Origin of the sequence: Streptomyces sp. KL2, from assembly GCF_046529545.1 — a bacterium.
GTDB lineage: Bacteria > Actinomycetota > Actinomycetes > Streptomycetales > Streptomycetaceae > Streptomyces > Streptomyces radiopugnans.
On the sequence record NZ_CP127170.1, the window covers coordinates 4,631,272 to 4,656,632 of the forward strand.

Genomic DNA, 25,361 nt, shown 5'->3' on the forward strand with positions numbered 1-25,361 from the left:
TCGGGGCGTGGCCAACAAAGCATCGAAAGCGACCGCAGCGAACTCCTCCGATCCGCCCGAGCCCCAGGACAGGCGCCTGCTCCTGCTGGACGGGCACTCCCTCGCCTACCGGGCGTTCTTCGCGCTGCCCGAGGAGAACTTCTCCACCACCACCGGGCAGCCGACGAACGCGATCTACGGTTTCGCCTCGATGCTGGCGAACACGCTGCGCGACGAGGACCCCACCCACCTGGCGGTCGCCTTCGACGTGTCGCGCACGACCTGGCGCACCGAGGAGTTCGCCGACTACAAGGCGAACCGCTCCAAGTCGCCGGACGGCTTCAAGGGCCAGGTGGAGCTGATCGGCGAGCTGCTGGACGCGATGGGCATCCGGCGGTTCGCGGTGGAGGGCTTCGAGGCGGACGACATCATCGCCACCCTGGCCACGCAGGCGGTGGCCGAGGGCTTCCAGGTCTCGATCGTCACCGGCGACCGGGACTCCTTCCAGCTCGTCAACGACGCGACGACGGTGCTGTACCCCACCAGGGGGGTGTCGGAGCTGACCCGCTTCACCCCTTCGATGGTGGAGGAGAAGTACGGCCTGACCCCCGAGCAGTACCCGGACTTCGCGGCCCTGCGCGGCGACCCGTCGGACAACCTGCCGGGCATCCCCGGAGTGGGCGAGAAGACCGCCGCGAAGTGGATCAGGCAGTTCGGCTCCCTCGCCGAGCTGCTGGAGCGCGCCGACGAGGTCAAGGGCAAGGTCGGGGAGAAGCTGCGCGAGCACCTGGACAGCGTCCGGCTCAACCGGCGGCTGACGGCGCTGGTGTGCGACGTGGAGCTGCCGGCCGGCCCGGCGGACCTGGTGCGGGCGCCGTACGACCGGGGGGCGCTGGATGTGGTGCTGGACGCGCTGGAGTTCCGCAACACCGGTTTCCGCGACCGGCTGTACGCGGTCGACCCGGGCGCGTCCGGCCAGGCGGCGGCCCCGGCGGACGGTGTGGAGGTCGACGGGGTGGTCGCCGGCGCGGGCGAGCTGGCCCCCTGGCTGGCCGAGCACGCCGCCTCCGGCTCCGACCCGCTGGGCGTGGCCACCGTCGACAGCTGGAAGCTGGGCTCGGGCGGTGTCGCCGAGATCGCCCTGGCCACCGGGCGTGGCCCGGCCGTGTGGTTCGACCCCTCCCAGCTGGACGAGGCCGACGAGCGGGCGTTCGCGGCGTGGATCGCCGACGGGGCCCGGCCCAAGGTGATCCACGACGCCAAGGCGGTGATGCGGGTCTTCGCCGAGCACGGCTGGAGCGTCGCGGGCGTCACGATGGACACCGCGCTGGCCGCCTATCTGGTGCAGCCGGGCCGCCGCTCGTTCGCCCTGGAGGCGCTGTCGGTGGAGTTCCTGGGCCGGGAGCCGGCCAGGCCCGCCGAGAGCAGCGGGCAGCTGGCGCTGGGCGCGGACGAGGAGGCCGAGGCGGACGCGCTGATGGCCCGGGCCCGCACCGTCCTGGATCTGGGCGGGGCGCTGACCGGGAGGCTGGCGGAGGTCGGCGCCTCCGGTCTGCTCCAGGACATCGAGCTGCCGACCTCGGGCCTGCTGGCGCGGATGGAGCGGGCGGGCATCGCCGCGGACCGCGAGTGGCTGGGCCGTATGGAGCAGCAGTTCGCCGCGGCCGTCCAGCAGGCGGTGCGCGAGGCGCACACCGCGGTGGGCCACGAGTTCAACCTCGGCTCGCCCAAGCAGTTGCAGGAGGTGCTCTTCGGCGAGCTGGGCCTGCCGAAGACCAAGCGGACCAAGACCGGTTACACCACGGACGCCGACGCGCTGACCTGGCTGGCGACGCAGACCGAGCACGAGCTGCCGGTGATCATGCTGCGCTACCGCGAGCAGTCCAAACTGCGCACCACCGTCGAGGGCCTGATCAAGACGATCGCCGCCGACGGCCGCATCCACACCACCTTCAACCAGACGGTCGCCGCCACCGGCCGGCTGTCCTCCACCGACCCCAACCTGCAGAACATCCCGGTGCGCACCGACGAGGGACGGGCCATCCGCCGGGGCTTCGTGGTCGGCGAGGGGTACGAGTCGCTGCTGACGGCCGACTACAGCCAGATCGAACTGCGGGTGATGGCGCACCTGTCGGAGGACGAGGGCCTGATCGAGGCGTTCACCTCCGGCGAGGACCTGCACACCACCGCCGCCTCCCAGGTCTTCGAGGTCCCCAAGGACCGGGTGGACCCGGAGATGCGCCGCAAGATCAAGGCCATGTCGTACGGGCTGGCCTACGGGCTGTCGGCCTTCGGCCTGTCGCAGCAGCTCGGCATCACCGCGGACGAGGCGCACAGGTTGATGGACGCCTACTTCGAACGCTTCGGCGGGGTGCGCGACTACCTGCACCGGGTGGTGGAGGACGCCCGGGCCACCGGCTACACCTCCACCATCCTGGGCCGCCGCCGCTATCTGCCCGACCTCAACAGCGACAACCGCCAGCGCCGCGAGATGGCCGAGCGGATGGCGCTCAACGCCCCGATCCAGGGCACCGCCGCGGACATCGTGAAGATCGCGATGCTGAAGGTGGACCGGGCGCTGGACGAGGCGGGGCTGCGCTCGCGCATGCTGCTCCAGGTGCACGACGAGATCGTGCTGGAGGTGGCTCCGGGTGAGCGGTCCCGGGTGGAGGAGCTGGTGCGCCGCGAGATGGCCGGGGCCGTCCGGCTGAGGGCTCCGCTGGACGTCTCCGTGGGCTCCGGCGAGAACTGGGAGGACGCCGCCCACTGAGGCGGCCGCGGAAGGCCGTGTGCCGCCCGGGGGCCGGAGACGGCCCGCCCCGGGCGGCACACGGCGGTCCTCCGCGCGGGGAAGCGGGCGGGGACGGCCCGCGGCCGGCCCCGGGAGCCCGGACCCGGCCCAAGGCGACCGCGAGCGCCGCGAGCGCCCGCGGAGCGACCGGCCGCGGAGGACGGCGAACGGCGGTGAACGTCCGGTGGAACGGTGGTGAGCGTTGCCGCGTCGTCCCCGAGTGTGGTGGATCGGGTGCCGAACTTGCCGTAGTGTCCCGCTCGTTACCGTTCGCGGGGAGGCGGTGCGCTCGGAACGCGAACACACCGCACGTGCCGGGCGAACCGGGCACACAGGGCGTACACAACCGTACAGGGCGTCTGGGATGTGCCGCATCCGGCGGATGCGGCGCGGCAGCGCGGGACAACAGCGTGGAGGGTCTGGCAGATGGCGGCTCGGCGGCTCGTGGGCAGGGTCCGAAGGGGCGTTACCAGCACCGCGGTGGCGGCTGCGGCGATGGCCGCGCTCACCGCGTCGCAGGGACCCGGCCTGGAACTGGTGCAACCCGGCGGCCGGGAGGCGGCCGGCTCCCCGGACGCGTCCGACCTTCCCGCCGACGGCAACTCCCCCTACCACACCGAGCTTCCGCCGCTGGTGAAGCCGGACAAGCCCGGATCCTCCAGCGACCTGCCGGAGGCCACCGGTCCCGCCGAGTCCGGCATACCCGCCACCGTTCTGGCCGCCTACAAGCGGGCGGAGCGGACCCTCGGCGAGGAGCGGCCCGGCTGCAACCTCCCCTGGCAACTCCTGGCCGCGATAGGCAAGGTGGAGTCCGGGCAGGCACGCGGCGGAGCCGTGGACGCCCAGGGCACCACCCACAAGCCGATCCTGGGGCCCGCGCTCAACGGCGTGGGCTTCGCGCACATCTCGGACACCGACGGCGGCGCGTACGACGGCGACACCGTCTACGACCGCGCGGTCGGGCCGATGCAGTTCATCCCGTCCACCTGGGCCGTCTGGGGCGCGGACGGCAACGGCGACGGTCGCAAGGACCCGAACAACATCTACGACGCCGCCCTCGCCGCCGGGCGCTACCTGTGCGCGGGCGGCAGGAACCTGTCGGACCCGGCCGATCTGGAGCGGGCCATCCTCAGCTACAACCAGTCGCGGGAGTACCTGCGCACGGTGCTGTCCTGGCTGGACTTCTACCGCAAGGGCGCCCACGAGGTCCCCGACGGCGAGGGAGTGCTGCCCGACAGCCCCGGGGCGGGCAACGAGTCGCGGCCCGCACGGCCTGGCGGAAAGCCGGCCGCCGGCTCCACCGAGCGTCCGGGGGAGAAGGGCGGCGACCGGAAGAACGAAGGCGGCGGGGGGAAGGACGGGGACGGCGGAGGGAAGGAAAAGGAAGGGGGCGGCGGGAAGCCCTCGCCGAAGCCGCCCGTCTCCCGGGACGGAGAGATCATCCCCCTCCCGCCGACCGACCCCGAGGAGCCGGAGACGCCGGGCGAGGAACCCGGGGAGGACCCGGAGCAGCCGGGGGAGGAGCCCGAGAACCCCGAAGAGCCCGGAGAGGAGCCGGAGGAGCCCGGAGAGGACCCCGACTGCCCGGTGGACCCGGAGGACCCCGAGAGCCCGGAGGAGCCCGGCGAGAGCACCGGGGAGCCCGGCGACTCGCCCTCCCCCACCCCGAGCGGGGAGCCGGGCGAGGGGTCCGGGAACTCCGGGGACCCGGAGGAGCCCGGGGACGACCCGGAGGATCCCGAGGACCCCTGCGGGGACGGGGACCCGGAGAACACGGACGAGCCCGGGCGGGAGGAGGACGGCAGCGGTCCGCAGGACGACGGGGAGCGGACCCCCGCCCCGACCGCCGGCGCCACCGTCCAGGCCCGCCAGGAGGACTGAGCCGCCGCGCCGTGGGGTCCGGCTGCAACCGGACCCCACGGCGCACCGCTCAGCGCCCCCGCCCGGCCGCCCCCCGCGCCGCGGCGGCCGTACGCCCGGTCGGCTCCGCGGTCGCCGGGTCCTCGGGCCAGGGGTGCTTGGGGTAGCGGCCGCGCAGCTCGGCCCGCACCGAGCGGTATCCGTCGCGCCAGAACGACGCCAGGTCCGCGGTCACGGCCGCCGGCCGCCCCGCCGGCGACAGCAGGTGCACCAGCAGCGGCACCCGGCCGCCCGCCAGCCGGGGAGCCTCCTGCCAGCCGAACAGCTCCTGGAGCTTGACCGCGAGCACCGGCCGCTCCCCGCCGTAGTCCACCCGTATCCGCGAGCCCGAGGGCACCTCGATCCGCTCCGGCGCCAGTTCCTCCAGCCGGGCGGCGTCCCCGGAGGCCCACGGCAGCAGGGCTCCCAGCAGCCGGCCCGCGTCCGCGCGCTCCAGGTCGGCACGCTGCCGCGCCGAGCCCAGCACCCCGTCCAGCCACTCGTCCGCCCGCGCCAGCAGCGCCTCCTGGGACACGTCCGGCCACGGCTCGCCCAGCTCCCGGTGGAGGAAGGCCAGCCGCTGCCGCAGCGACTCGCCCTCCCGCGTCCAGCGCAGCAGCCCCACGCCCTCGCGCCGCAGCCCCTCCAGCAGGGCCGCCCGCACCGGTGCGGGGCCCGGGTCGCGCAGCGGACCGGAGGACAGCTCGATCGAGCCCAGCCGCTCCACGCGCCGGGCCACCACGTCGCGCCGCCCCGCGGACCAGCCGACCTCCTCGGCCTTCGCGTACAGCGCCCCGGCCGCCTCCCGCGCCGTGTCCTCGTCGACCGCCGCGGCCAGCCGTATCCGCGCGGAGGCGGCCCCCACGGGCCGGTCCGCGACGGCGACCGCCAGCCAGGGCGCGTCGCCCAGCCCGGACCCCGGGGCGAGCTCGGCACGGGTGCCGGAGGCCATCAGGTACGCCCGCCCGCCGCGCGAGCGCGCCACCCGCTCGGGGAAGGCCAGCGCCACCACCAGCCCGGCGGCCGCGTCGTCGGCCGCTCCCGCGCGGCCCTGCCCGCCGGACCCGCCGGGCAGGGCTCCCTCCAGCCGGCGCGCCTCCCGGCGCCAGCGGGCGGCGTACGCGTCCCGGCCCCGGCGCGCGGTGCGCCACACCGCCGCCACCTCGTCCCCGTACTCCCGGGGCGGCTCCTCGCTCAGCAGGGCCACCACCTCGGCCGCCCGCCGCGCCCCCACCAGGGGAGCGGCGTCCAGCAGGGCGCGCGCCAGCCGGGGGTGCAGGCCCAGCGAGGCCATCGCCTTCCCGCGCCCCGTGGCCCGCCCGTCCGCGTCCACGGCGCCGATCGCCCGCAGCACCTCGCGGGCCGCCGCCATCGCGCCCTGCGGAGGGGCGTCGGGCAGCGCCAGCCCGCGCGCGTCCGGATCGCCCCAGCAGGCCGCCCGCAGCGCGAAGGAGGTGAGGTCCGCGACGGCGATCTCGGGGGAGGGGAAGCGCGGCAGCCGGTCGTGCTCGGCCTCCGGCCAGCAGCGGTAGACCACCCCCGGCGCCTCGCGCCCGGCCCGTCCCGCGCGCTGCCGGGCCGACGCCCGGGAGGCCCGCACCGTCGCCAGCGCGCTCAGTCCCCGGGCGTGGTCGGTGCGCGGCTCGCGGGACAGCCCCGCGTCCACCACCACCCGCACCCCGGGCACCGTCAGGCTGGACTCGGCGACCGCCGTGGCCAGCACCACCCGCCGCCGCCCGGCCGAACCGGCCAGCACCGCGTCCTGGACGGCGGCCGGGGCCCGCCCGTGCACCTGGAGCACCTCGGCGCCGGCCGCGTCGCCCAGCACGGCGGCCACCCGGGCGATCTCCCCGGCCCCCGGCAGGAAGCACAGCACGTCGCCCTCCTCCTCCCGCAGCGCCCGGCGCACCACGTCCGCCACGTGCTCCAGCAGGACCGGATCCACCCATGTGCCGTGCGCGGGGCGCACCGGACGGGGCCCGGCGGGAGGCGCCCACACCACCCGCACCGGGTGGGAGGCGCCGGGCGCCTCCACCACGGGGGCGTCCAGCAGCCGGGACCAGGCCCCGGCGTCGGTGGTGGCCGAGGCGGCCACCAGCCGCAGCTCCGGCCGCAGCGCGGCGCGCACGTCCAGCAGGAAGGCGGCGGCGGTGTCCGCGTCCAGATGCCGCTCGTGGCACTCGTCCAGCACCACCGTGTCAACCCCGGGCAGCTCCGGGTCCCGCTGGAGCCGCTGGAGCAGCACCCCGGTGGTCACCACCTCCACCAGGCATCCGGGACCGACCGCCCGCTCCCCGCGCACGGTGAACCCGACCCGCCCTCCGGCGTTCGGCCCGGGTCCCGCGCCGACGGTCTCGCCCAGCAGCCAGGCCATCCGCCGCGCCGCGGCCCGCACCGCGATCCGGCGCGGCTCGGCGACCAGCACACGCCGCACCGAAGCCCCCTCCCGAGGGCCGGCGAGCCCGGCCAGGGCGAGCGGCACCAAGGTGGTCTTGCCCGTGCCCGGCGGGGCGCACAGGACGGCCGCCCCGCGCGTGCCGAGGGCCTCCTCCAGCGCGGGCAGGACGGTGCGTACGGGCAACTGGCGCAGGGCGTCGGTCCGCAGGGGCATGCCCCCATCCTCGCAGCGCCCGCGGGGCGCCCGGAGGATCCCCGGTCCCGCTCGCTAGTCCCGCTCGCAGACGAAGATCGCGGTGCCCGGGATCAGCCGGCCGCGCAGCGGCGACCAGCCGCCCCACTCCTGCCGGTTCCACCCGGGCCACTCCGGCTCCACCAGGTCCACCAGGCGGAACCCGGCGGCGACGAGGTCGCGCACCCGGTCGCCGAGGGTGCGGTGGTGCTCGACGTAGACGGCGCGCCCCCGCTCGTCCTGCTCCACGTAGGGCGTGCGGTCGAAGTAGGAGGCGGCGACCGTCAGCCCCTCGGCCCCCGGCTCGTCGGGGAAGGCCCAGCGGACCGGGTGCGTCACGGAGAACACCCACCGGCCGCCCGGCCGCAGGACGCGGCGCACCTCGCGCAGCACCCGCACCGGGTCGGCGACGAAGGGCAGCGCCCCGTACGCGGAGCAGGCCAGGTCGAAGGAGCCGTCGGCGAAGGGCAGCGCCCCGGCGTCGGCCTGCACCAGGGGGAACGCGGGGACGGCTCCGTCGATGCGCAGCGCGTGCTGGAGCTGCCGGTGCGAGATGTCCAGGGCCACCGGGCGCGCCCCGCGCGCGGCCAGCCAGCGCGAGCACTGGGCCGCCCCCGCGCCGACCTCCAGCACCGAGCGGCCGGCCAGCCGCTCGGCCGGGCCCAGCAGACCGGCCTCCTCCTCGTCCAGGCCCTCCGGGCCCCACACGAAGCGGTCGTCCCCGAGGAAGCCGCCGTGCTCGCGCTGGTACTCGTCTGCGTTCCGGTCCCACCAGCCGCGGCTGGCCCGGCTGCTCTCGGCGGCGTCCGCGTCGCGGCGGGCGGCCTCCGGCTCTGGTCCGCTGTCCTGGTTCATCTCGCCTGTCGTCGTAGCCTTCGGTTCCGGCGCGCGGCCGGGGGAAAACGCCGGATGCGGTGGCGAGGGCCCTCGCAGGCACGCCTCTCCGGGGTCCGGCGGGCCCCGGAGAGGCGGGGACGGGACGGGAATCCGGCGACTTGTGCCGGATATGGGAGCAAAGTCCCGTGTGTCCTCGTTCGCGCATTGACCCTGCCCGGCTGCCCCCGTATGCTACAAGTTGCGCTGCGGGCCTGCGCGCCTCAGACGGAGCAGGTCGCGCTCGCATCTGTTGTATGTCCCCTCGGTTGTCGAGGTGCTCGTGGTTTCCTCGGAGATCTTCGGTGAAGCACCTCTCAGGCTGTCCGGCTTCGGCAGTGCGATACGGGCTCTCGGCGTAGCAGTACCTACGACTTCAATGTCCGTACCGGAGCCCTTTTCCACATGACGAGCAGCACCGAGACCACCGTGACCACCCCGCAGGTTGCGGTTAACGACATCGGTTCCGAGGAAGCCTTCCTCGCCGCGATCGACGAGACGATCAAGTACTTCAACGACGGCGACATCGTCGACGGCGTCATCGTGAAGGTCGACCGGGACGAGGTCCTGCTCGACATCGGCTACAAGACCGAAGGCGTCATCCCTTCCCGAGAGCTGTCGATCAAGCACGATGTCGACCCGAACGAGGTCGTCGCCGTCGGTGACGAGATCGAGGCCCTGGTCCTCCAGAAGGAGGACAAGGAGGGCCGCCTGATCCTCTCGAAGAAGCGTGCCCAGTACGAGCGGGCCTGGGGCACCATCGAGAAGATCAAGGAAGAGGACGGCATCGTCACCGGTACCGTCATCGAGGTCGTCAAGGGTGGTCTCATCCTCGACATCGGCCTCCGCGGCTTCCTTCCCGCCTCCCTGGTCGAGATGCGTCGCGTCCGCGACCTCCAGCCGTACGTCGGCAAGGAGCTCGAGGCCAAGATCATCGAGCTGGACAAGAACCGCAACAACGTGGTCCTCTCCCGCCGCGCCTGGCTGGAGCAGACCCAGTCCGAGGTCCGCCAGACCTTCCTCACCACCCTCCAGAAGGGCCAGGTGCGGTCCGGCGTCGTCTCCTCGATCGTCAACTTCGGCGCCTTCGTGGACCTGGGCGGCGTGGACGGTCTGGTCCACGTCTCCGAGCTGTCCTGGAAGCACATCGACCACCCCTCCGAGGTCGTCGAGGTCGGCCAGGAGGTCACGGTCGAGGTCCTGGACGTCGACATGGACCGCGAGCGCGTCTCCCTGTCGCTCAAGGCGACCCAGGAAGACCCGTGGCAGCAGTTCGCCCGGACCCACCAGATCGGCCAGGTCGTGCCCGGCAAGGTCACCAAGCTGGTGCCGTTCGGTGCGTTCGTCCGCGTCGACGAGGGCATCGAGGGCCTGGTCCACATCTCCGAGCTGGCCGAGCGCCACGTGGAGATCCCGGAGCAGGTCGTCCAGGTCAACGACGAGATCTTCGTCAAGGTCATCGACATCGACCTGGAGCGCCGCCGCATCAGCCTCTCGCTGAAGCAGGCCAACGAGTCCTTCGGCGCCGACCCGATGGCGGTCGAGTTCGACCCGACCCTGTACGGCATGGCCGCGTCCTACGACGACCAGGGCAACTACATCTACCCCGAGGGCTTCGACCCGGAGGCCAACGACTGGCTGCCGGGTTACGAGAAGCAGCGCGAGGAGTGGGAGCGCCAGTACGCCGAGGCGCAGCAGCGCTTCGAGCAGCACCAGGCGCAGGTGCTCAAGTCCCGCGAGGCCGACGCCCAGGCCGAGGCCGAGGGTGCCGGCGGCGGTGCCCCGCAGGGCGGCGGCGCCGGTGGCGGCGGCGGCTCGTACTCCTCGGAGTCGGGCGACAACTCCGGCGCCCTGGCGTCGGACGAGGCCCTGGCGGCCCTCCGCGAGAAGCTCGCGGGCGGTCAGAGCTGACCCGTCGGTCCACCGCGGCCGGCACACGGTGACCCGCGGTAGTGCATGAAGCAGGGCCCCCTCCCCGCCCGGGGAGGGGCCCTGCGGCGTCCCCGCCCGGGGACGCCGCAGGGCCCCGCTGCCGGAGACCGTGCCGGAGATGGCACGATGCTTGCCGGAGAGGCCTTCCGGTCACCCGATCAGGGGAATGCGCATGCGGCGGCGGACGTTGCCGACAGACGGAAGCGACACGGAGGAGCGGCGAAGGTGCTGGACCCGCAGGGTTTGTACGCATGGGATCCGACCGGCCTGGCGGAGGCCGAGGCGGCCGTCGGCGAGCAGGGCGGTGCCGGACCCGTCATGCTCTACCACTTCGAGGGGTTCATCGACGCCGGCGAGACCGGCGGGCAGATCGTCGAGGGGCTGCTGGACCGCGGCCCGCGCACGACCGTCGCCCGCTTCGACGCGGACCGCCTCATCGACTACCGCGCCCGCCGCCCGGTGATGACCTTCCGGCGCGACCACTGGGCGTCCTACGACACCCCCCGGCTGGAACTGCGGCTGCTGCGGGACGACACCGGCACCCCCTTCCTGCTGCTGTCCGGCCCCGAGCCGGACGTCGAGTGGGAGCGGTTCACGGCCGCCGTGCGCGAGATCGTCGAGCGGCTCGGCGTGCGGCTGTCCATCGGCTTCCACGGCATCCCCATGGGCGTGCCCCACACCCGCCCCGTCGGCCTCACCCCGCACGGCAACCGCCTGGACCTCACCCCCGCGCGGCAGAGCCCCTTCGACGAGGCGCAGGTCCCCGGCAGCGCCGCCTCGCTGCTGGAGCTGCGGCTGGCCGAGTCCGGCCACGACGTGCTGGGCTTCGCCGCGCACGTCCCCCACTACGTGGCCCGCTCCACCTACCCCGAGGCCGCCCTGACCGTGATCGAGTCGATCACCGCGGCCACCGGGCTGGTGCTGCCGGAGATCACCCACGCGCTGCGCACGGACGCGCAGCGCGTGCGGGAGGAGATCGAGCGGCAGCTCGCGGAGGGGGACGGCGAACTGGTCGCGGTCGTCCGCGGACTGGAGCAGCAGTACGACGCCGTGGCCGGGGCCGAGACCCGAGGCAGCCTGGTCGCCGAGCCCGCCGAACTGCCCTCCGCCGAGGAGCTGGGAGAGGTCTTCGAGCGTTTCCTGGCCGAGCGCGAGAGCGGGGGCGAAACCGGGGACGGGGACACCGGCGGCCCCCGGCCCTGACCGGGGGCCGCCCGCGCTTGGGTAGGGTGACGGCAGCCGCCGCGGGCGATCCCGCACGCGGCACACGGCCCCGCCTCCTGACGCGGGGCTCGGTGCGGGGACGGACACATGTGGAGGCGCGGCCATGCTCTCCGTGGGGCTGACGGGCGGAATCGGCGCGGGCAAGAGCGAGGTCTCGCGGCTGCTCGGCGAGTACGGCGCCGTGATCGTCGACGCCGACCGGATCGCCCGCGAGGTCGTCGAGCCGGGCACCGAGGGGCTCGCCGCGGTGGTCGCCGAGTTCGGCGAGGAGGTCCTCGCCCCGGACGGCACCCTGGACCGGCCCCGGCTCGGCTCGATCGTCTTCGGCGACCCGGAGAGGCTGAAGGCGCTCAACGCCATCGTCCATCCGCTGGTCGGGGCGCGCTCGGCCGAACTCCAGCGCGCGGCCGGCGAGGACGCGGTGGTCGTACACGACGTACCGCTGCTGACGGAGAACGGTCTGGCACCCCTGTACGACCTGGTGGTCGTCGTCGACGCATCCCCGGCCACCCAGCTCGACCGCCTGGTGCGGCTGCGCGGCATGGACGAGGAGGACGCCCGGGGCCGGATGGCCGCCCAGGCGACGCGCGAGCAGCGGCTGGCGGTCGCGGACATCGTCATCGACAACGACGGCCCCCTGGAGAAGCTGGAGCCCCAGGTCGCCGAGGTCTGGCGGCGGCTGGGGGAGCGCGCCGGCGAGAGGACCTGAACGAGAACGGCGAGCACGGGCGTGGCGGGTACGGGCGCGGGCCCGGCCGGCGGTCCGCGGCCGCGGCGGTGCGCTTGGCCGGTCCCGGCGCCGGGAAGAATCCCTCCGCCAGGGCGGACGGGGAATACGCCCGTGCGGCGGCGCGTTGCCGTGGCGGTACACCACGACGTCAAGGGACGTCCCCGGACGTTCCGTGACGCCCCCGGAACCACTATCCGTACCCGAAGGACCCGTGATCCCGCGGCCGGTGCGACGCGGCCGATCCCGGTCGAGGAGGCGTCGACGTGCACGAGACCACGCCCGAGACCCATGTCATCCAGTACCGTGCCGCGGAGCAGCTGCTGGCCGCCCGCGACCCCAGGGGCGCGCTGAAGCTCCTGGAGTCCGTCGTCACGGCCTTCCCGGAGAAGACCTCCGTCCGTCTGCTGCGCGCCCGCGCCTTCTTCCTCAGCGCCCAGCTGCGCGCCGCCGAGGAGGAGTTCCAGGTGGTCCTGGAACGCGAGCCGGACAACTCCTTCGCGCACTTCGCCCTCGGCCGCACCCTGGAGCGCGCCGGCCGCGACGGCGAGGCGCTGCGCCACTTCCGCCTGGCGGCGGCGCTGGATCCCCGGCCGGACTTCTGGGAGGCGGCCCGCTTCGGCGACCGCGCCGTCTGACCGCCGCCCGAGGCCCTCCCGGACGCCCGTCCGCCGTTCGACGGCCGTACGAGCCCGCCCGCCGCGGCACCCGCGGACACCGCGGCGGGCGGTCCGCGTTCCCTCACCGGTCCGCCTCCCGGGGCATCCCCAGCCCCAGCGAGCCGGTCATGAAGAAGGCCCCCTCCACCCAGCGGCCGGCCCACCGGCCGGGCGCCGGTGCGTGCGGGAGCTGGGCGCCGGCGGCGGCGACGTCCACCTCGATCCCGCCGAGCGTCCGCACCCTCAGCCGGTGGAAGACCTCGCCGCTGATCTCGCTCTCGGTGCGCTCGGCGGCCACCACGCCGCCCGCGAACAGGGCGTGTGCCACAGGGGCCCACTCCCGGCCCGCGTCGTCGGGGCGGAACAGCCCGGAGGGGATGAGGTACTCCGGCGCGAACCCCGGCTCGCGCCCCCGCTGCGCCGCGTCGTACGCTGCCCGGTCCGGGTACAGGTCGATCCGCTCGGCGAGCGCGCTCAGCCGCACCAGCCCCTCGGTGGGTGCGCCACCCTCCTCCCGCCCCAGCGCACGCAGCTCCGCGCGGTCGGTCAGCTCCACCGGCAGCGGGCACAGCATCCGCCCGCCCTCGCCGTCCAGCAGCTCCATGTGCGCGACCCCGTCCGGGGCCAGGGCGATGCCGCGCACCGGCACCGGCGCCCCCCGCGGCACCAGGGCGGGCAGGACGTACGCCAGCGAGCCCTCGCCGTCGATCTCCAGTTCGACACGTGCGCCGCCCGCGCCGGTCCACACCACCCGCACCGCACCCCCGCCGACGGGCTCCGCACGGCCGAGGGCGTACAGTCGCCGCAGCAGTTCGCCGTACTCCTGCCTGTCGCCCACCTCGAGGCCGATGGCTCCGAAGTGACTGGTCATGAGGTACCCCCGTGGGATCGATCGGCTTCGACAGCCCCCTACCGTCCTCCGCCCGCCGGGGGAGGGCAATCGGATTTCGCCCGGGGCGCCGGGGAAGGATGGACGGTGGGCCGGCGCTGTCCGCAGCGGCGGGCCCATCGCGTACACCCGCCCCGACCCCTGGACAGCCCGTGCCGATACGAGACCTCCGCCCGCTTCCCGCCGCCGCCCTCGCGCTGAGCGCCGCCCTGTCCCTGACGGGCTGCGAGTCGATCGACCTCGAAGGACCGTCCCCGGGGCCGGAGTCCGGCGCGTCCGCCGGACGCGCCGTCAGCCCGCTGGAGAACGAGGACGGCACCGGGCCGGGACTGGCGCCCGTCTCCTCCGCGGACCGGGCCAGGGCCCGCGAGATCGTGTCGGAGCTGGCGACCAAGGGGCGCGGGCCCAGGACGGGTTACGACCGGGACGAGTTCGGTTACGCGTGGATGGACACGGCCGACGGGGTGCCGCTGGCGCGCAACGGCTGCGACACCCGCAACGACCTGCTCGCCCGCGACGGCGAGGAGTTGCGGTTCCGCTCCGGCTCCGACTGCGTGGTCGTCTCCATGACGCTGGCCGACCCGTACACGGGCAAGGAGATCGCCTGGAAGAAGCAGGACGCCGCCGAGGTGCAGATCGACCATGTGGTGCCGCTGTCGTACGCCTGGCAGATGGGCGCCGCACGCTGGCCGGAGGACAAGCGGGAGCGGTTCGCCAACGACCCGCTGAACCTGCTGCCGGTCGAGGGCCGCGCCAACTCGGCCAAGGGCGACTCCGGTCCGGCCTCCTGGCTGCCCCCCAGCAAGGCGATCCGCTGCGCCTACGCGGTGCGCTTCGCGCAGGTCGCCCTGGAGTACGAGATGCCGGTGACGGCCGCGGACAAGGAGACGATGCTGCGGCAGTGCGGGGGCTGAGGTCCGCTGCGCGGGACGGGCGGCCGGGGCGGGCGGTCTGGCGGGAGCGGCCGGTCCTCCCCAGCATGGGGTGACGACAGCATCCACCGGCACCGCCCGCACCGGGAGGAACCATGAGACGCCCACCCGTTCCCGTGACCGTCCTGACGGCACTGGCCGCCCTCGCCGCCGTGCTCCTCGCCGCCCCCGCGGCCCTTGCCGCCCCCGCCCCGGCCGTCTCGGCGGCGCCGACCGCCGTGCGCGGCGGAGACGTGCTGTACGGCGGTGACGGCCGCCGCTGCACGGTGGCCTTCAACGCCCGCGGCGGTGACGCGTACTACGGCCTCGTCGCGGGCCACTGCGCGGGCGGGGCGACCACCTGGTACGCCGACGCGGCGCGGACCGTGCCGGTCGGCACCACCGCGGGCAGCAGCTTTCCCGGCGACGACCACGGGATCATCCGCTACACCAACACCTCCCTGTCCTACCCTCCCGAGGTGAACCTGGGCGGCGGGGCCGTCCGGAGCATCACCGGGGCCGCCGCCCCCCGCGTGGGCCAGTCCGTCTGCCATGCGGGCCGGACCAGCGGGCTGCGCTGCGGCACGGTCACCGCGGTCAACCTCACGGTCAACTACGGCGGCGGCGCCGTTCACGGGCTGTTCAGGTCGAACGCCTGCTCGGAGCCGGGCGACGCCGGCGGCCCAGCCTTCTCGGGCGGCACGGCCCTCGGCGTCATCGTGGGCGGCGGTGGCAGCTGCGTCTACGGCGGAGGCACGTACTACCAGCCCGTCGTCGAGGTCCTGGCAGCGTACGGGCTGAGCATGCGCTGAACGCCGGCGGAGCGTTCCGGCGGAAGGCCCCGCGGCGCCGGCAGGCCGGCCGGATTCCTCCGAGGCGTACTTGGCAGCGGCCGCGACACCTTCTAACTTGACGGTGTCCATTCAAATCGGGGGTGCCGTCACAAGCGGCGCCTCCGGCTGCCGAGGAGGACCGCGTGTTCGGCTATCGCATGTTCGGCTGGAGAAGACCCGGAACCCGGCGGACCGCCGGCATCACCACCGCTGTGCTGACCCTGGCGGGAACGCTGGCCCTGGCCGCCCCGGCGGGGGCCGCCCCCGCCGACCGGCGGGACGCCGGCCCGGAGGCGGCCGTCGCCGAGCGCCTCGTCGAACGCGGGCGCGCCGAGATCGGAGCCGCGGCCGCGCACGACACTACGCGCGTCAACGTCACCCGCGGCACGGGAGGGTGGGCCTTCGGCACGGCCGTGCTGGCGACCGAGCCCGGCTCGGAGCGGATGCCCGTGGGCTGGCTGTTCCACGCCGAGCGGGAGGGCGGGACATGGCGGGTCGCTTTCGAGGGCGAGGAGCGGTTCGCCGAGCTCTCCCGGCGCTCCCCGCTGGTCAAGGCCGAGGAGAAGCCCCTGTTCGCCCGGCTCGACGGCAGGCGGGCGAAGCCCTCCGAGGAGGGCGGCCGGGACGCCGGCGGGGCGGTGGTGTACGGCGCCGGTGACTACCGCACCGGCATGGCGCTGCCGACGACCGTCGGCGCCGGCACGGTCATGACCGGCGGCCCGCACGGCTGGAGCGGCAGCGCGGCGCCGTGGAGTTCGCTGGACTTCGCCGGCGGCGACGAGGTGGTGCGCGCGGCCCGGCAGGGCACGGCCTACACCATGTGCCGGGGCTGGATCAGGGTCGTCCACGACCGCGGCTACGCCACGGACTACTACCACCTGTGGAACAACATCAACACCAACGGCGGCTGGGTCGGCGCCGGCGCCTTCCTCGGCTACACGGGCACGGACGTCACCTGCGGCGGCGCCGCCTACGGCCGCCACGTCCACTTCGGCCTGATCCAGAACGGCTCGTACATCCCGGTGGCGGGCCACAACCTGGGCAAGTGGGTGATCTACAACGGCTCCGCCGCCTACCAGGGATCGGCGATGCACGGCAGCCGGCGGGTGAACGCCGGCGGGACCCTGTACAACTACGGCGCGCTGGGCCTGAACCAGGCCGTGGTCGACGCCAACGGAGGCACATACGTCAACAAGCGCACCGGCCCCGGGACCGGTTACGCGGTCTCGGGATCGGCCGCGGACGGAGCCACGGTCACCGTCTCCTGCTCCGCCAACGGCACCGCGCACACCGGCCGCTACGGCACCACGAGCCTGTGGAACAGGCTGAGCGACGGCACCTGGATCAGCGACGCCTACGTGTGGTCGGGCGTCAACGGCCCGATCAGCGGATGGTGCTGAGACCCCCCGCCCGCCGCACCGCCGCAGGGGGCGCCTCGCCGCGGTCGTAGACGGCGTACGCCGACAGACGCCCGGACGGGGAGACGAACTGACCGACTTTCCCGGAGGGACGGCCGTATCCCCGCACACCGCCATCGCCGCAGTGACGGCGAGGGTACCGTGCGTCGCCGAACGAGCGGACTGGAGGCGGGGGTCGTGGGCACGACACGGCGAACGGTTGTGACCGCACTGGCGGCGGCCGGTGTGCTGCTGCTGGGCGGCTGCGGTCAGACGGACGGCACCGGGGGACCGGGCGGCGGCGCCGCCGGGGAGGCCGGTGCCGTCGGCCGGTCCGTCCCCCCGGAACTGGTGGGCAGTTGGAGCACCGACCGGTCCGTCAACTTCGACACCACCGTCTTCAGCTTCTACGAGGACGGCGTCTTCACCCAGGAGGTCGGGACGGCCAGGGTCACGGGCCGCTACGAGGTCAGGGACAGCACGCTCGTGACCTTCCCCGAGGAGGGGAAACCGAAGGCGTACACCTGGCGGACGGGAGAGGGAGGCTGCCTGTACCTCGACGGCGTCCGGCACTGCCCGTACTCCTGAGCCGTGCCCCGGAGACGGCCCGGCCCGGCAGGGCGCCGCACGCGTGCGGCGCCCTGCCGGGCCGTCGCACGCGGCGGTCTCAGTGGGCCGCCGGAGGCGGCGGAGGCGGCAGGTGGCCGCACAGCCGCGGGCAGAGGACCGTCCGCCCGGACTCCGCCCCGGCCCTGACCGGCGGGCGCCCGGCGTGTTCCCTCCCGGCCGCCGGACGGCACCGCGCCCGGAAGGGGTACCGGTGGAGGGACCCGTTGAAACAGCAGAGCCTGTGCGGGGACGGGGACGGAAAGCGGGGGGAAGACAACACACTCACACCGTATCGGCCCCGGCCCTTTCCCGGGTGTGCCGTGTGAGTACCGGCACACCCGCCCCGCGGCGCACGGGACCGCCGCCGCGTCGGCAGGCCGCGCGGGAAGGCCGCGTCAGCCGGACGCCTGGCCGCCCGGACGCGACTCGCTCGGCCGCACGATCACGAACCCGTCGCCCTCCAGCCTGAGTTGGACCGCCTCGCCGGAACCGCCGCGGATCATCGAGCCGAAGCTCTGCGAGCGGTGCAGCGAGGTGTTCAGCCGGGCGCTCCAGCCGACGACCGCGTCGGTGTCCACGAAGACCGGGGCGCCGGGGGAGACGGGGATGACGATGGGGGTGCCCTCGCACACCACGCCCAGCCTGCCCTCCCCGGTGAAGACGCTGTTGAACAGGCCGCCGCCGGCCATGCCGGCGCCCTTGACCATCCTCACGTCGTACCGGAGGGTCGCGTCGAAGCAGAGGACGTTGCGCCCGTTGACGGTGAGGCTGTCGCCGGGGTCGATGTCGACGAGGAAGCAGTTGGCGGAGTCGTGGGCGAACCAGGCCTCGCCCCGGCCGCGGACGGACATCAGGGCGAGCCCTTCGCCGGTGACGGAGCGTTTGAGGAAGTTCCCCACCCCCTGCCCCTTCCTCTCGAACCTCAGATCCCCCCGGAAGGCGATCATCGCGCCCTGCCGGGCGTAGCACTCGCCGTCCACCACGTACCGGATCGACTGCGGATTCTGCAGGGACATGCCGGGGGCGGTGGTCGGCCGGACCATGTTCTCGGAGGTGAAGAGATCGCTGCGCATGGACGCATGCTCCCCAAAACCCCGCAGCCCGCCAAGGCGCCGCGCTCGGCCCGGCCGGCCGGCGGCGGAGGCGGTGCCGATAGCGTGTGCCCATGGCGATGGACGAGGTGAGGGCGGCCGACGGGCCCGGACCCGCTCCGGGGAGCAGGGGGCCGACCGCGACGACACAGGCGCGGGTGGAGGAGGTGGGCGCCGTGCGGACGCTCTACGCGCCCGATCCGGACGGCGACCCCGACCCCGGCGAGATCGTCTGGACCTGGGTGCCGTACGAGGAGATGGACGGACGGGGCAAGGACCGGCCCGTCCTGGTCGTGGCGCGCGAGGCGGCCGGCACCCTGCTGGCCGTCCAGCTCTCCAGCAGGCGGCGGGAGGGCGAGCACGACCGGGTGCCGCTCGGCTCCGGCCCCTGGGACCGCTCCGGGCGCGACTCGTGGGTGGACCTGGACCGGGTGCTGCGCGTCCACCCGCAGGGGATGCGGCGCGAGGCTTGCGCGCTGGACCGGGCGAGGTTCAACCGGGTCGTGCACAGCCTCCAGCGGCGGTACGGCTGGCGCTGACCCGGGCGCATACTGGCCCGGTACGGCACAACCGACTCACAGCGCTGCCGCGAAGGAGGCCACCGTGGACGCCACCGTGGACGGTCGGCTCAGCCCCATGCCCGAGGACTGGAACCGCGCGCTCGCGATCGTCGCGCACCCCGACGACCTGGAGTACGGCGCCGCCGCCGCGATCGCGCGGTGGACCGCCGCCGGGCGGGAGGTCGCCTACCTGCTGGTGACCCGGGGCGAGGCCGGGATCGACACCATGGAGCCCGAGCGGGCGGCCCGGGTGCGGGAGGAGGAGCAGCGGGCGAGCGCGGCCGTGGTCGGAGTGGAGAGGGTGGAGTTCCTGGACCACCGGGACGGGGTCATCGAGGAGGGCGTCGCCCTGCGCCGCGACCTGACCGCCGCGATCCGCCGCCACCGGCCCGAACTGGTCGTCACCCTCAACCACCACGAGACCTGGGGCGGCGTCAACTGGAACACCCCCGACCACCGGGCCGTCGGCCGCGCGGTGCTGGACGCGGCCGGGGACGCCGGCAACCGCTGGATCTTCACCGACCTGGCCGGCCAGGGCCTGGAGCCCTGGGACGGCGTGCGCTGGGTGGCGGTCGCGGGGTCGCCGCAGCCGACGCACGCCGTGGAGGTGACGGAGGAGGACGTGGACCGGGCCGTCGCCTCGCTCGCCGAGCACCGCGCGTACATCGGGGCGCTCAGCGACCAGGAACCCGCCGAGTACGCCCGTGAGTTCGTCACCGGCGTGATGGGCATGCTCGCCGAACGCACCGGCGGGCGGCGGGCCGTGGCCTTCCAGGTGTACCCGAGGGGATGACCCGCGCGCCCGGTCCGCGCGCCGCGGCGGGGCCCGTCACCGGCCGTCCTGGGCCGGAGGGCGCAGGCTCTGGCGCAGGGCGAGCGCGGCGACCGGCAGGAGCAGGGCCGCGCCCATCGCGTTGAGCCAGCCGTAGCCCGCCTGTGCGACGACCAGGCCGGCGAGGGCGCCGCCCGCGCCCGCCGCGGCGTTCATCGACAGGTCGGACAACCCCTGGACGGCCGCGCGGGTGGCCTGCGGCACCGAGTCGGTGAGCAGGGTGGAACCGCCCACGAGCCCCGCCGACCAGCCCAGCCCCAGGAGGAACAGGCCCGCTGCGCTCCGGATGTGGTCGCCGTCGGCCGTGCCGGCGACCAGCGCCGCGCACGCCAGCAGCGCGACGCCGACGGAGACGACGCAGACGCGGCCGATGCGGTCGCACAGCCGGCCCATCAGCGGGGAGAAGGCGTACATGCCCGCGATGTGAACGCTGATCACCAGGCCGATCAGCTCGATGCCGGCGCCGTGGTGACCGAGGTCGACCGGGGTCATCACCATGATCGAGACCATGGTGGTGTGGGAGCCCGCGACGGCCACCAGGGCCAGCCGGGCCCTCGGCGAGGCCGCCACGGCAAGGAGCCCGGCGCGCAGCGAGCGGCTCTCGGCGGACGCCGGGGCGTCCCGGTCGGCGGCGGCCAGCGCGCGGGCGGTGAGCAGGGGGTCGGGCCGCAGCAGGACGAACACCAGCGCCGCGGCCAGCAGGAAGACGCCCGCGCCCCACAGGAACGGGCCCGCCGCCTCGGGGACGCCGAGGCCCCTGACGCTCCGCCCGGCCGGGGCGGCGATGTTCGGACCGAGGACCGCGCCGACGGTCGTGGCCCACACCACCGTGGAGATGGCCCGCCCGCGGTGGGCGGGCTCGGCGAGATCGGCGGCGGCGAAACGGGCCTGGAGATTGGCTGCGGAGCCCGCACCGAAGGCCGCCGTGCCCAGCAGCAGGAGGGGGAAGCTGCCCAGGACGGCGGCGAGCACCACCACACCTCCGCCCACCGCACCGACCAGATAGCCCAGGGCGAGGCCCGCGCGGCGGCCGCGCGCCGCCGTCAGGGCGGCGAGCGGCAGGGACAGCACGGCCGTGCCCAGCACCGACGACGTCATGGCCAGGCCGGACAGCCCCTCGGAACCGCTGACCTCCTCGGCCAGCACGGCGGCCAGCGCGATGCCCGTGGCCACGCCCAGCCCGCCCAGGATCTGGCCGGCCACGAGCACGGCGGTGGTGCGGCGGCGCAGTGCGGCCAGGTCGTCCCCGCGGGGGACCGCGGCGGTGCCGCGGGGGTCGGCGGGACCGGGTATGCCCGAGGGCCCGTCGGCGGCGTCGGCGGTCCGGGAGGTGTCCTTCACGAGGGGAAGTCTGCCAGCCGGAGGCGGCCGGGGAGCCGGGCGGGAGATGCTCGGGAGGCGAGGTTCGCCACAGGGGGAACCGGGGGCCCGCACTCCGGGACCTGCGGACGGGCCCGGAGCGCGGGGCTCAGAACAGCGGTGCCGGAAGAACCCCCTCCAGCGCGAGCAGCGCCCGCTTGGTCTCCAGCCCGCCGCCGAAGCCGCCGAGCCCCCCGCCGCTCTCCACCACCCGGTGGCAGGGGACCACGACCGGCAGCGGGTTGGATCCCATGGCGACGCCCACCGCGCGGGCCGCGCCCGGCTCGCCGACGCGGTCGGCCAGCGTCTGGTAGCCGACGGTGCTGCCGTACGGCACGGAGGCGGCCAGCGTCCGCAGCACCCGCCCGTTGAACCCGGAGGTCAGGGACCAGTCCAGGGGCAGGGAGAACTCCCGCAGTCCGCCGCGGAAGTACGCGTCCAGCTCCCGGGACGCCTCGGCCAGGACCGGATCGCCCCCGCCGTCCCCGCCGGGAGCCGGCTCGGTGCCCAGCCGCGCCGCGAGCCGGGCCAGGGACCGGCGCACCGTCCGCTCCCCGGCGTGGAAGACGACGCTCACCAGCCCCCGGCCGGTCGCCGCGAGCAGCAGCGGGCCGACGGGGGTGTCCCGTACGGTCCAGGCGGGGGCCGCGGTCGCGCCCCCGGCCGGTGTCTCGGTCATGGGGCGAGTCTACGGAGGCCGCCCCGCCGCGGGCCGATGTGCGCACATCGGCCCGCGGCGGGGGCGGCGGCCGGGGTGGCAGGCCGGGCGGGCGGCAGGTCAGGAGGCCCCCGCTTCCCGGGCCGCCTCCCGCGCTTCCTCCCGGGCTTCCTCCAGCGCCTCTTCGCGGGCCGCCCCCGGCGAGTCCTCCCGCCCGCCGCCCCGGACCGCGTCCCGGGCCGCGGCCCCGGCGCCGGCCCGTGTGGCGTCCCGGACGACGTCCGGGTAGTTGGAGATGATCCCGTCCACGCCCATGGCGGCGACCCGGCGGGCCGCCCCCGCGCTGTTCACCGTCCAGGTGAAGACCTCCAGCGGCTTGCCGTGGGGGCCCTTCAGGGCGTGGACCTGCCGCACGTACTCCTCGGTCAGGGTGGTGTGGGGCGGGTTGATCTGGTCGCTGAACCGCGCGTACCGCGGCAGTTCCTCGACGGCGGGGGTGCCCAGGAAGCCGGTCCTGACGGCCGGCGCCTGGTCGTGCACGGCCCGCACCGAGTCGGCTCCGAAGCTCTGGACGACCAGCTTGCTCTGTACGTGCCGCCGGTCCAGCCAGCCCTCGCTGCGCAGCTCGCCCAGGATGTCGGCCTCGATGCCCGGGTAGAGCTCGGGCCGCTTGATCTCCAGCAGCAGGTTCTGGCCGGTGCGGTTCAGGTGCCGCAGGTACTGCTCCAGGGTGGGCACCCGCTCGCCCGCGTACAGCGGGTCGAACCAGCTTCCCGCGTCCAGCTGGGCGATCTCGGCGGCGGTGAAGTCGGCGACCCTCCAGGGCGCGCGGTCGGGGAAGACCTCCTCGACGTCCGTGGTGCGGCTCAGGGTGGCGTCGTGCATCACGACGAGCTCGCCGTCCCTGGTGCGCTGCACATCGTTCTCCACCCATCTGATGTCCAGGGCGCGGGCGGCGTCGACGGCGGCCAGGGTGTTCTCGGGCGCGTAGCCGGAGGCTCCGCGGTGCGCGATCGGGAGGGGAGCCCCCGCCGGTGCGGCCTTCGGCGCGGCTTCCGGTGCGGCCTGCGGGGCGGCCTGGGCGGGGACGGCCGTCAGGACGAGCGCGCACAGGCCGGCGAGTGAACCGGTGACGGTGGCAGCGGGGCGTAGGGACACGGGGGACTCCTCACGTCTTCGATGCGCTGACCCCAGAAGCATTCCGGCATCGGTGACCGGTTACATGGGCGGGAAGTGGACAGAACCTGAACGCTTCACGGAAAGCCCTCCCGCCGGTGGCGGGCCGGGCCGTGCCCGGGCCGGGGTCCGGGAGCCGGCCCCGGTTGTCAGTGGGGGGACGTAACGTGGTGGACATGCGGCCCCAGACCCAGATCGAACGCAGGACGGCGCCCTTCGAGGTCGTCAGTCCCTACCGGCCCAGCGGCGACCAGCCGGCGGCCATCGACGAGCTGGCCAGGCGCGTCACGGCAGGCGAGAAGGACGTCGTCCTGCTGGGTGCGACCGGCACCGGCAAGTCGGCGACCACCGCGTGGATGATCGAGAGGCTCCAGCGGCCGACTCTGGTGATGGCGCCGAACAAGACGCTCGCCGCCCAGCTCGCCAACGAGTTCCGCGAGCTCCTGCCGAACAACGCCGTCGAGTACTTCGTGTCGTACTACGACTACTACCAGCCCGAGGCTTACGTCCCGCAGACGGACACCTACATTGAGAAGGACTCCTCCATCAACGAGGAGGTCGAGAGGCTGCGCCACAGCGCGACGAACTCGCTGCTCACCCGGCGCGACGTCGTCGTGGTCGCCTCCGTCTCGTGCATCTACGGCCTGGGCACACCGCAGGAGTACGTCGACCGGATGGTGCCGCTGAGGGTCGGCGAGGAGATCGACCGGGACGCGCTGCTGCGCCGCTTCGTCGACATCCAGTACACCCGCAACGACATGGCGTTCACCCGCGGCACCTTCCGGGTGCGCGGTGACACGATCGAGATCTTCCCGGTGTACGAGGAGCTGGCCGTCCGCATCGAGATGTTCGGCGACGAGATCGAGGCCCTCTCCACGCTCCACCCCCTCACCGGCGAGGTCGTCTCCGAGGACCGGGAGCTGTTCGTCTTCCCCGCCTCGCACTACGTCGCGGGCCCCGAGCGCATGGAGCGGGCCATCGCGGGGATCGAGGCGGAGCTGGAGGAGACCCTCGCCCGCATGGAGAAGCAGGGCAAGCTGCTGGAGGCGCAGCGGCTGCGGATGCGGACGACGTACGACATCGAGATGATGCGGCAGATCGGCACCTGCTCCGGCATCGAGAACTACTCGCTGCACATCGACGGCCGCGAGAAGGGCTCCCCGCCGCACACCCTGCTCGACTACTTCCCCGACGACTTCCTGCTGGTCATCGACGAGTCCCACGTCACCGTCCCGCAGATCGGCGCCATGTACGAGGGTGACGCCTCGCGGAAGCGGACCCTGGTCGACCACGGTTTCCGGCTGCCGTCCGCGATGGACAACCGTCCGCTGAAGTGGGAGGAGTTCCTGGAGCGCATCGGGCAGACGGTCTACCTGTCGGCGACGCCGGGGCAGTACGAGCTGTCGCGCTCCGACGGAGTGGTGGAGCAGATCATCCGCCCCACCGGCCTGGTCGACCCGGAGGTCGTGGTCAAGCCCACCGACGGCCAGATCGACGACCTGGTGCACGAGATCCGCACCCGCACCGAGAGGGACGAGCGCGTCCTGGTCACCACGCTGACCAAGAAGATGGCCGAGGACCTGACCGACTACTTCCTGGAACTGGGCATCCAGGTCCGCTACCTGCACAGCGACGTGGACACCCTGCGCCGGGTGGAGCTGCTGCGCGAGCTGCGCGCCGGCGAGTACGACGTGCTGGTCGGCATCAACCTGCTGCGCGAGGGCCTGGACCTGCCGGAGGTCTCGCTGGTCGCCATCCTCGACGCCGACAAGGAGGGCTTCCTGCGCTCGGGCACGTCCCTGATCCAGACCATCGGCCGTGCGGCGCGCAACGTCTCGGGCCAGGTGCACATGTACGCCGACAGGATCACCCCGGCGATGGCCAAGGCCATCGACGAGACCAACCGGCGCCGGGCCAAGCAGATCGCCTACAACGAGGCGAACGGCATCGACCCGCAGCCCCTGCGCAAGAAGATCGGCGACATCGTGGCGACGATCGCGCGCGAGGAGGTCGACACCCGGGAGCTGCTGGACAGCGGCTACCGCAAGGCGGGCGCGGGAGAGGAGCGCCGGGCCAAGGCACCGGTGCCCGACCTCGGCCGCGCGGCCGGCGGGGACGGCGACGGCGCACGGGGCGGAGGCGGCAGGGGCCGCGGGGCCGCCCGGCCCACCGATCGGCCCGCCGCCGAACTGGCCGAGCTCATCGAGGAGATGACCGAGCGCATGCGTGCCGCGGCGGCCGAGCTGAAGTTCGAGGTGGCCGCCCGGCTGCGCGACGAGGTCGGCGAACTGAAGAAGGAGCTGCGGCAGATGAAGGAGGCGGGCCTGCGGTGA

Annotated in this window: 20 protein-coding genes; 13 read left to right on the plus strand and 7 right to left on the minus strand. The window is 74.5% G+C overall.

What is annotated here, in order from left to right; translation table 11 throughout:
• The first annotated feature begins 7 nt into the window (after window positions 1-7).
• Window positions 8-2,749, plus strand: a complete 2,742-nt coding sequence (gene polA / locus QPK52_RS20810) for a DNA polymerase I (protein ID WP_410538979.1) — start codon at window positions 8-10, stop codon at window positions 2,747-2,749.
• Window positions 2,750-3,250: 501 nt separating this feature from the next.
• Window positions 3,251-4,651, plus strand: coding sequence for a lytic transglycosylase domain-containing protein (locus QPK52_RS20815; RefSeq protein WP_410538980.1), 1,401 nt, complete (start codon window positions 3,251-3,253; stop codon window positions 4,649-4,651).
• Window positions 4,652-4,700: 49 nt separating this feature from the next.
• Here the strand turns inward: QPK52_RS20815 and hrpB are convergent, their stop codons facing one another.
• Entirely contained in the window at window positions 4,701-7,280 is a 2,580-nt protein-coding gene (gene hrpB, locus QPK52_RS20820) for an ATP-dependent helicase HrpB (protein ID WP_410538981.1), read from the minus strand.
• A 54-nt stretch (window positions 7,281-7,334) separates the two neighbouring features.
• Window positions 7,335-8,153 (minus strand): class I SAM-dependent methyltransferase, encoded by an 819-nt coding sequence (locus tag QPK52_RS20825; RefSeq protein WP_410538982.1) that lies wholly within the window; start codon window positions 8,151-8,153, stop codon window positions 7,335-7,337.
• Window positions 8,154-8,576: 423 nt separating this feature from the next.
• Here QPK52_RS20825 and rpsA point away from each other — a divergent pair, with 423 nt between their 5' ends.
• The 4 genes from rpsA to QPK52_RS20845 all read left to right on the plus strand — a co-directional run bounded on the left by rpsA (window position 8,577) and on the right by QPK52_RS20845 (window position 12,692).
• Window positions 8,577-10,082, plus strand: a complete 1,506-nt coding sequence (gene rpsA, locus QPK52_RS20830) for a 30S ribosomal protein S1 (protein ID WP_093655322.1) — start codon at window positions 8,577-8,579, stop codon at window positions 10,080-10,082.
• A 246-nt stretch (window positions 10,083-10,328) separates the two neighbouring features.
• The gene (locus QPK52_RS20835) at window positions 10,329-11,306 is read left to right on the plus strand and encodes a PAC2 family protein (RefSeq protein WP_410538983.1); all 978 of its coding nucleotides are present in this window, start codon (window positions 10,329-10,331) and stop codon (window positions 11,304-11,306) included.
• 124 nt (window positions 11,307-11,430) lie between these two features.
• Complete coding sequence (gene coaE / locus QPK52_RS20840) at window positions 11,431-12,036, plus strand: dephospho-CoA kinase (protein WP_410538984.1); 606 nt, start codon at window positions 11,431-11,433, stop codon at window positions 12,034-12,036.
• A 284-nt stretch (window positions 12,037-12,320) separates the two neighbouring features.
• Entirely contained in the window at window positions 12,321-12,692 is a 372-nt protein-coding gene (locus tag QPK52_RS20845) for a tetratricopeptide repeat protein (protein ID WP_410538985.1), read from the plus strand.
• A gap of 103 nt (window positions 12,693-12,795) precedes the next feature.
• Here QPK52_RS20845 and QPK52_RS20850 read toward each other — a convergent pair whose 3' ends face one another.
• Window positions 12,796-13,584, minus strand: a complete 789-nt coding sequence (locus QPK52_RS20850; RefSeq protein WP_410538986.1) for a hypothetical protein — start codon at window positions 13,582-13,584, stop codon at window positions 12,796-12,798.
• A 170-nt stretch (window positions 13,585-13,754) separates the two neighbouring features.
• On the opposite strand from QPK52_RS20850, the gene QPK52_RS20855 reads away from it, so the two are divergent.
• The 4 genes from QPK52_RS20855 to QPK52_RS20870 all read left to right on the plus strand — a co-directional run bounded on the left by QPK52_RS20855 (window position 13,755) and on the right by QPK52_RS20870 (window position 17,331).
• The gene (locus QPK52_RS20855; protein ID WP_410538987.1) at window positions 13,755-14,516 is read left to right on the plus strand and encodes an HNH endonuclease family protein; all 762 of its coding nucleotides are present in this window, start codon (window positions 13,755-13,757) and stop codon (window positions 14,514-14,516) included.
• Window positions 14,517-14,629: 113 nt separating this feature from the next.
• A complete protein-coding gene (locus QPK52_RS20860; RefSeq protein ID WP_410538988.1) occupies window positions 14,630-15,325 on the plus strand; it encodes a S1 family peptidase in 696 nt (231 codons plus the stop codon).
• A gap of 164 nt (window positions 15,326-15,489) precedes the next feature.
• Complete coding sequence (locus QPK52_RS20865) at window positions 15,490-16,746, plus strand: hypothetical protein (RefSeq protein WP_410538989.1); 1,257 nt, start codon at window positions 15,490-15,492, stop codon at window positions 16,744-16,746.
• A gap of 219 nt (window positions 16,747-16,965) precedes the next feature.
• Entirely contained in the window at window positions 16,966-17,331 is a 366-nt protein-coding gene (locus tag QPK52_RS20870) for a hypothetical protein (protein ID WP_410538990.1), read from the plus strand.
• 416 nt (window positions 17,332-17,747) lie between these two features.
• On the opposite strand, the gene QPK52_RS20875 is transcribed toward QPK52_RS20870, so the two are convergent.
• Window positions 17,748-18,425: an AIM24 family protein gene (locus tag QPK52_RS20875; RefSeq protein ID WP_410538991.1), complete on the minus strand. Its 678-nt coding sequence runs from the start codon at window positions 18,423-18,425 to the stop codon at window positions 17,748-17,750.
• A gap of 98 nt (window positions 18,426-18,523) precedes the next feature.
• On the opposite strand from QPK52_RS20875, the gene QPK52_RS20880 reads away from it, so the two are divergent.
• A complete protein-coding gene (locus QPK52_RS20880) occupies window positions 18,524-18,982 on the plus strand; it encodes a type II toxin-antitoxin system PemK/MazF family toxin (RefSeq protein ID WP_410540414.1) in 459 nt (152 codons plus the stop codon).
• Window positions 18,983-19,079: 97 nt separating this feature from the next.
• The gene (locus tag QPK52_RS20885) at window positions 19,080-19,796 is read left to right on the plus strand and encodes a PIG-L deacetylase family protein (protein ID WP_410540415.1); all 717 of its coding nucleotides are present in this window, start codon (window positions 19,080-19,082) and stop codon (window positions 19,794-19,796) included.
• Between the two features lie 36 nt (window positions 19,797-19,832).
• Here the strand turns inward: QPK52_RS20885 and QPK52_RS20890 are convergent, their stop codons facing one another.
• The 3 genes from QPK52_RS20890 to QPK52_RS20900 all read right to left on the minus strand — a co-directional run bounded on the left by QPK52_RS20890 (window position 19,833) and on the right by QPK52_RS20900 (window position 23,010).
• Window positions 19,833-21,128 carry an MFS transporter gene (locus QPK52_RS20890; RefSeq protein WP_410540417.1) on the minus strand — a complete coding sequence of 432 codons (1,296 nt, stop codon included), beginning with the start codon at window positions 21,126-21,128 and terminating at the stop codon, window positions 19,833-19,835.
• Between the two features lie 175 nt (window positions 21,129-21,303).
• Complete coding sequence (locus QPK52_RS20895; protein ID WP_410538992.1) at window positions 21,304-21,873, minus strand: methylated-DNA--[protein]-cysteine S-methyltransferase; 570 nt, start codon at window positions 21,871-21,873, stop codon at window positions 21,304-21,306.
• Between the two features lie 99 nt (window positions 21,874-21,972).
• Entirely contained in the window at window positions 21,973-23,010 is a 1,038-nt protein-coding gene (locus QPK52_RS20900; RefSeq protein ID WP_410538993.1) for a glycerophosphodiester phosphodiesterase, read from the minus strand.
• A gap of 194 nt (window positions 23,011-23,204) precedes the next feature.
• Here QPK52_RS20900 and uvrB point away from each other — a divergent pair, with 194 nt between their 5' ends.
• Complete coding sequence (gene uvrB / locus QPK52_RS20905) at window positions 23,205-25,361, plus strand: excinuclease ABC subunit UvrB (protein WP_410538994.1); 2,157 nt, start codon at window positions 23,205-23,207, stop codon at window positions 25,359-25,361.

What these genes read in the sequence shown, in the direction of transcription:
- hrpB (WP_410538981.1), bottom strand. Translation starts at nt 7,280, where the DNA reads ATGCCCCTGCGGACCGACGCCCTGCGCCAGTTGCCCGTACGCACCGTC.
- QPK52_RS20825 (WP_410538982.1), bottom strand. Translation starts at nt 8,153, where the DNA reads ATGAACCAGGACAGCGGACCAGAGCCGGAGGCCGCCCGCCGCGACGCG.
- rpsA (WP_093655322.1), top strand. Translation starts at nt 8,577, where the DNA reads ATGACGAGCAGCACCGAGACCACCGTGACCACCCCGCAGGTTGCGGTT.
- coaE (WP_410538984.1), top strand. Translation starts at nt 11,431, where the DNA reads ATGCTCTCCGTGGGGCTGACGGGCGGAATCGGCGCGGGCAAGAGCGAG.
- QPK52_RS20850 (WP_410538986.1), bottom strand. Translation starts at nt 13,584, where the DNA reads ATGACCAGTCACTTCGGAGCCATCGGCCTCGAGGTGGGCGACAGGCAG.
- QPK52_RS20860 (WP_410538988.1), top strand. Translation starts at nt 14,630, where the DNA reads ATGAGACGCCCACCCGTTCCCGTGACCGTCCTGACGGCACTGGCCGCC.
- QPK52_RS20875 (WP_410538991.1), bottom strand. Translation starts at nt 18,425, where the DNA reads ATGCGCAGCGATCTCTTCACCTCCGAGAACATGGTCCGGCCGACCACC.
- QPK52_RS20880 (WP_410540414.1), top strand. Translation starts at nt 18,524, where the DNA reads ATGGACGAGGTGAGGGCGGCCGACGGGCCCGGACCCGCTCCGGGGAGC.
- QPK52_RS20885 (WP_410540415.1), top strand. Translation starts at nt 19,080, where the DNA reads ATGCCCGAGGACTGGAACCGCGCGCTCGCGATCGTCGCGCACCCCGAC.
- QPK52_RS20895 (WP_410538992.1), bottom strand. Translation starts at nt 21,873, where the DNA reads ATGACCGAGACACCGGCCGGGGGCGCGACCGCGGCCCCCGCCTGGACC.
- uvrB (WP_410538994.1), top strand. Translation starts at nt 23,205, where the DNA reads ATGCGGCCCCAGACCCAGATCGAACGCAGGACGGCGCCCTTCGAGGTC.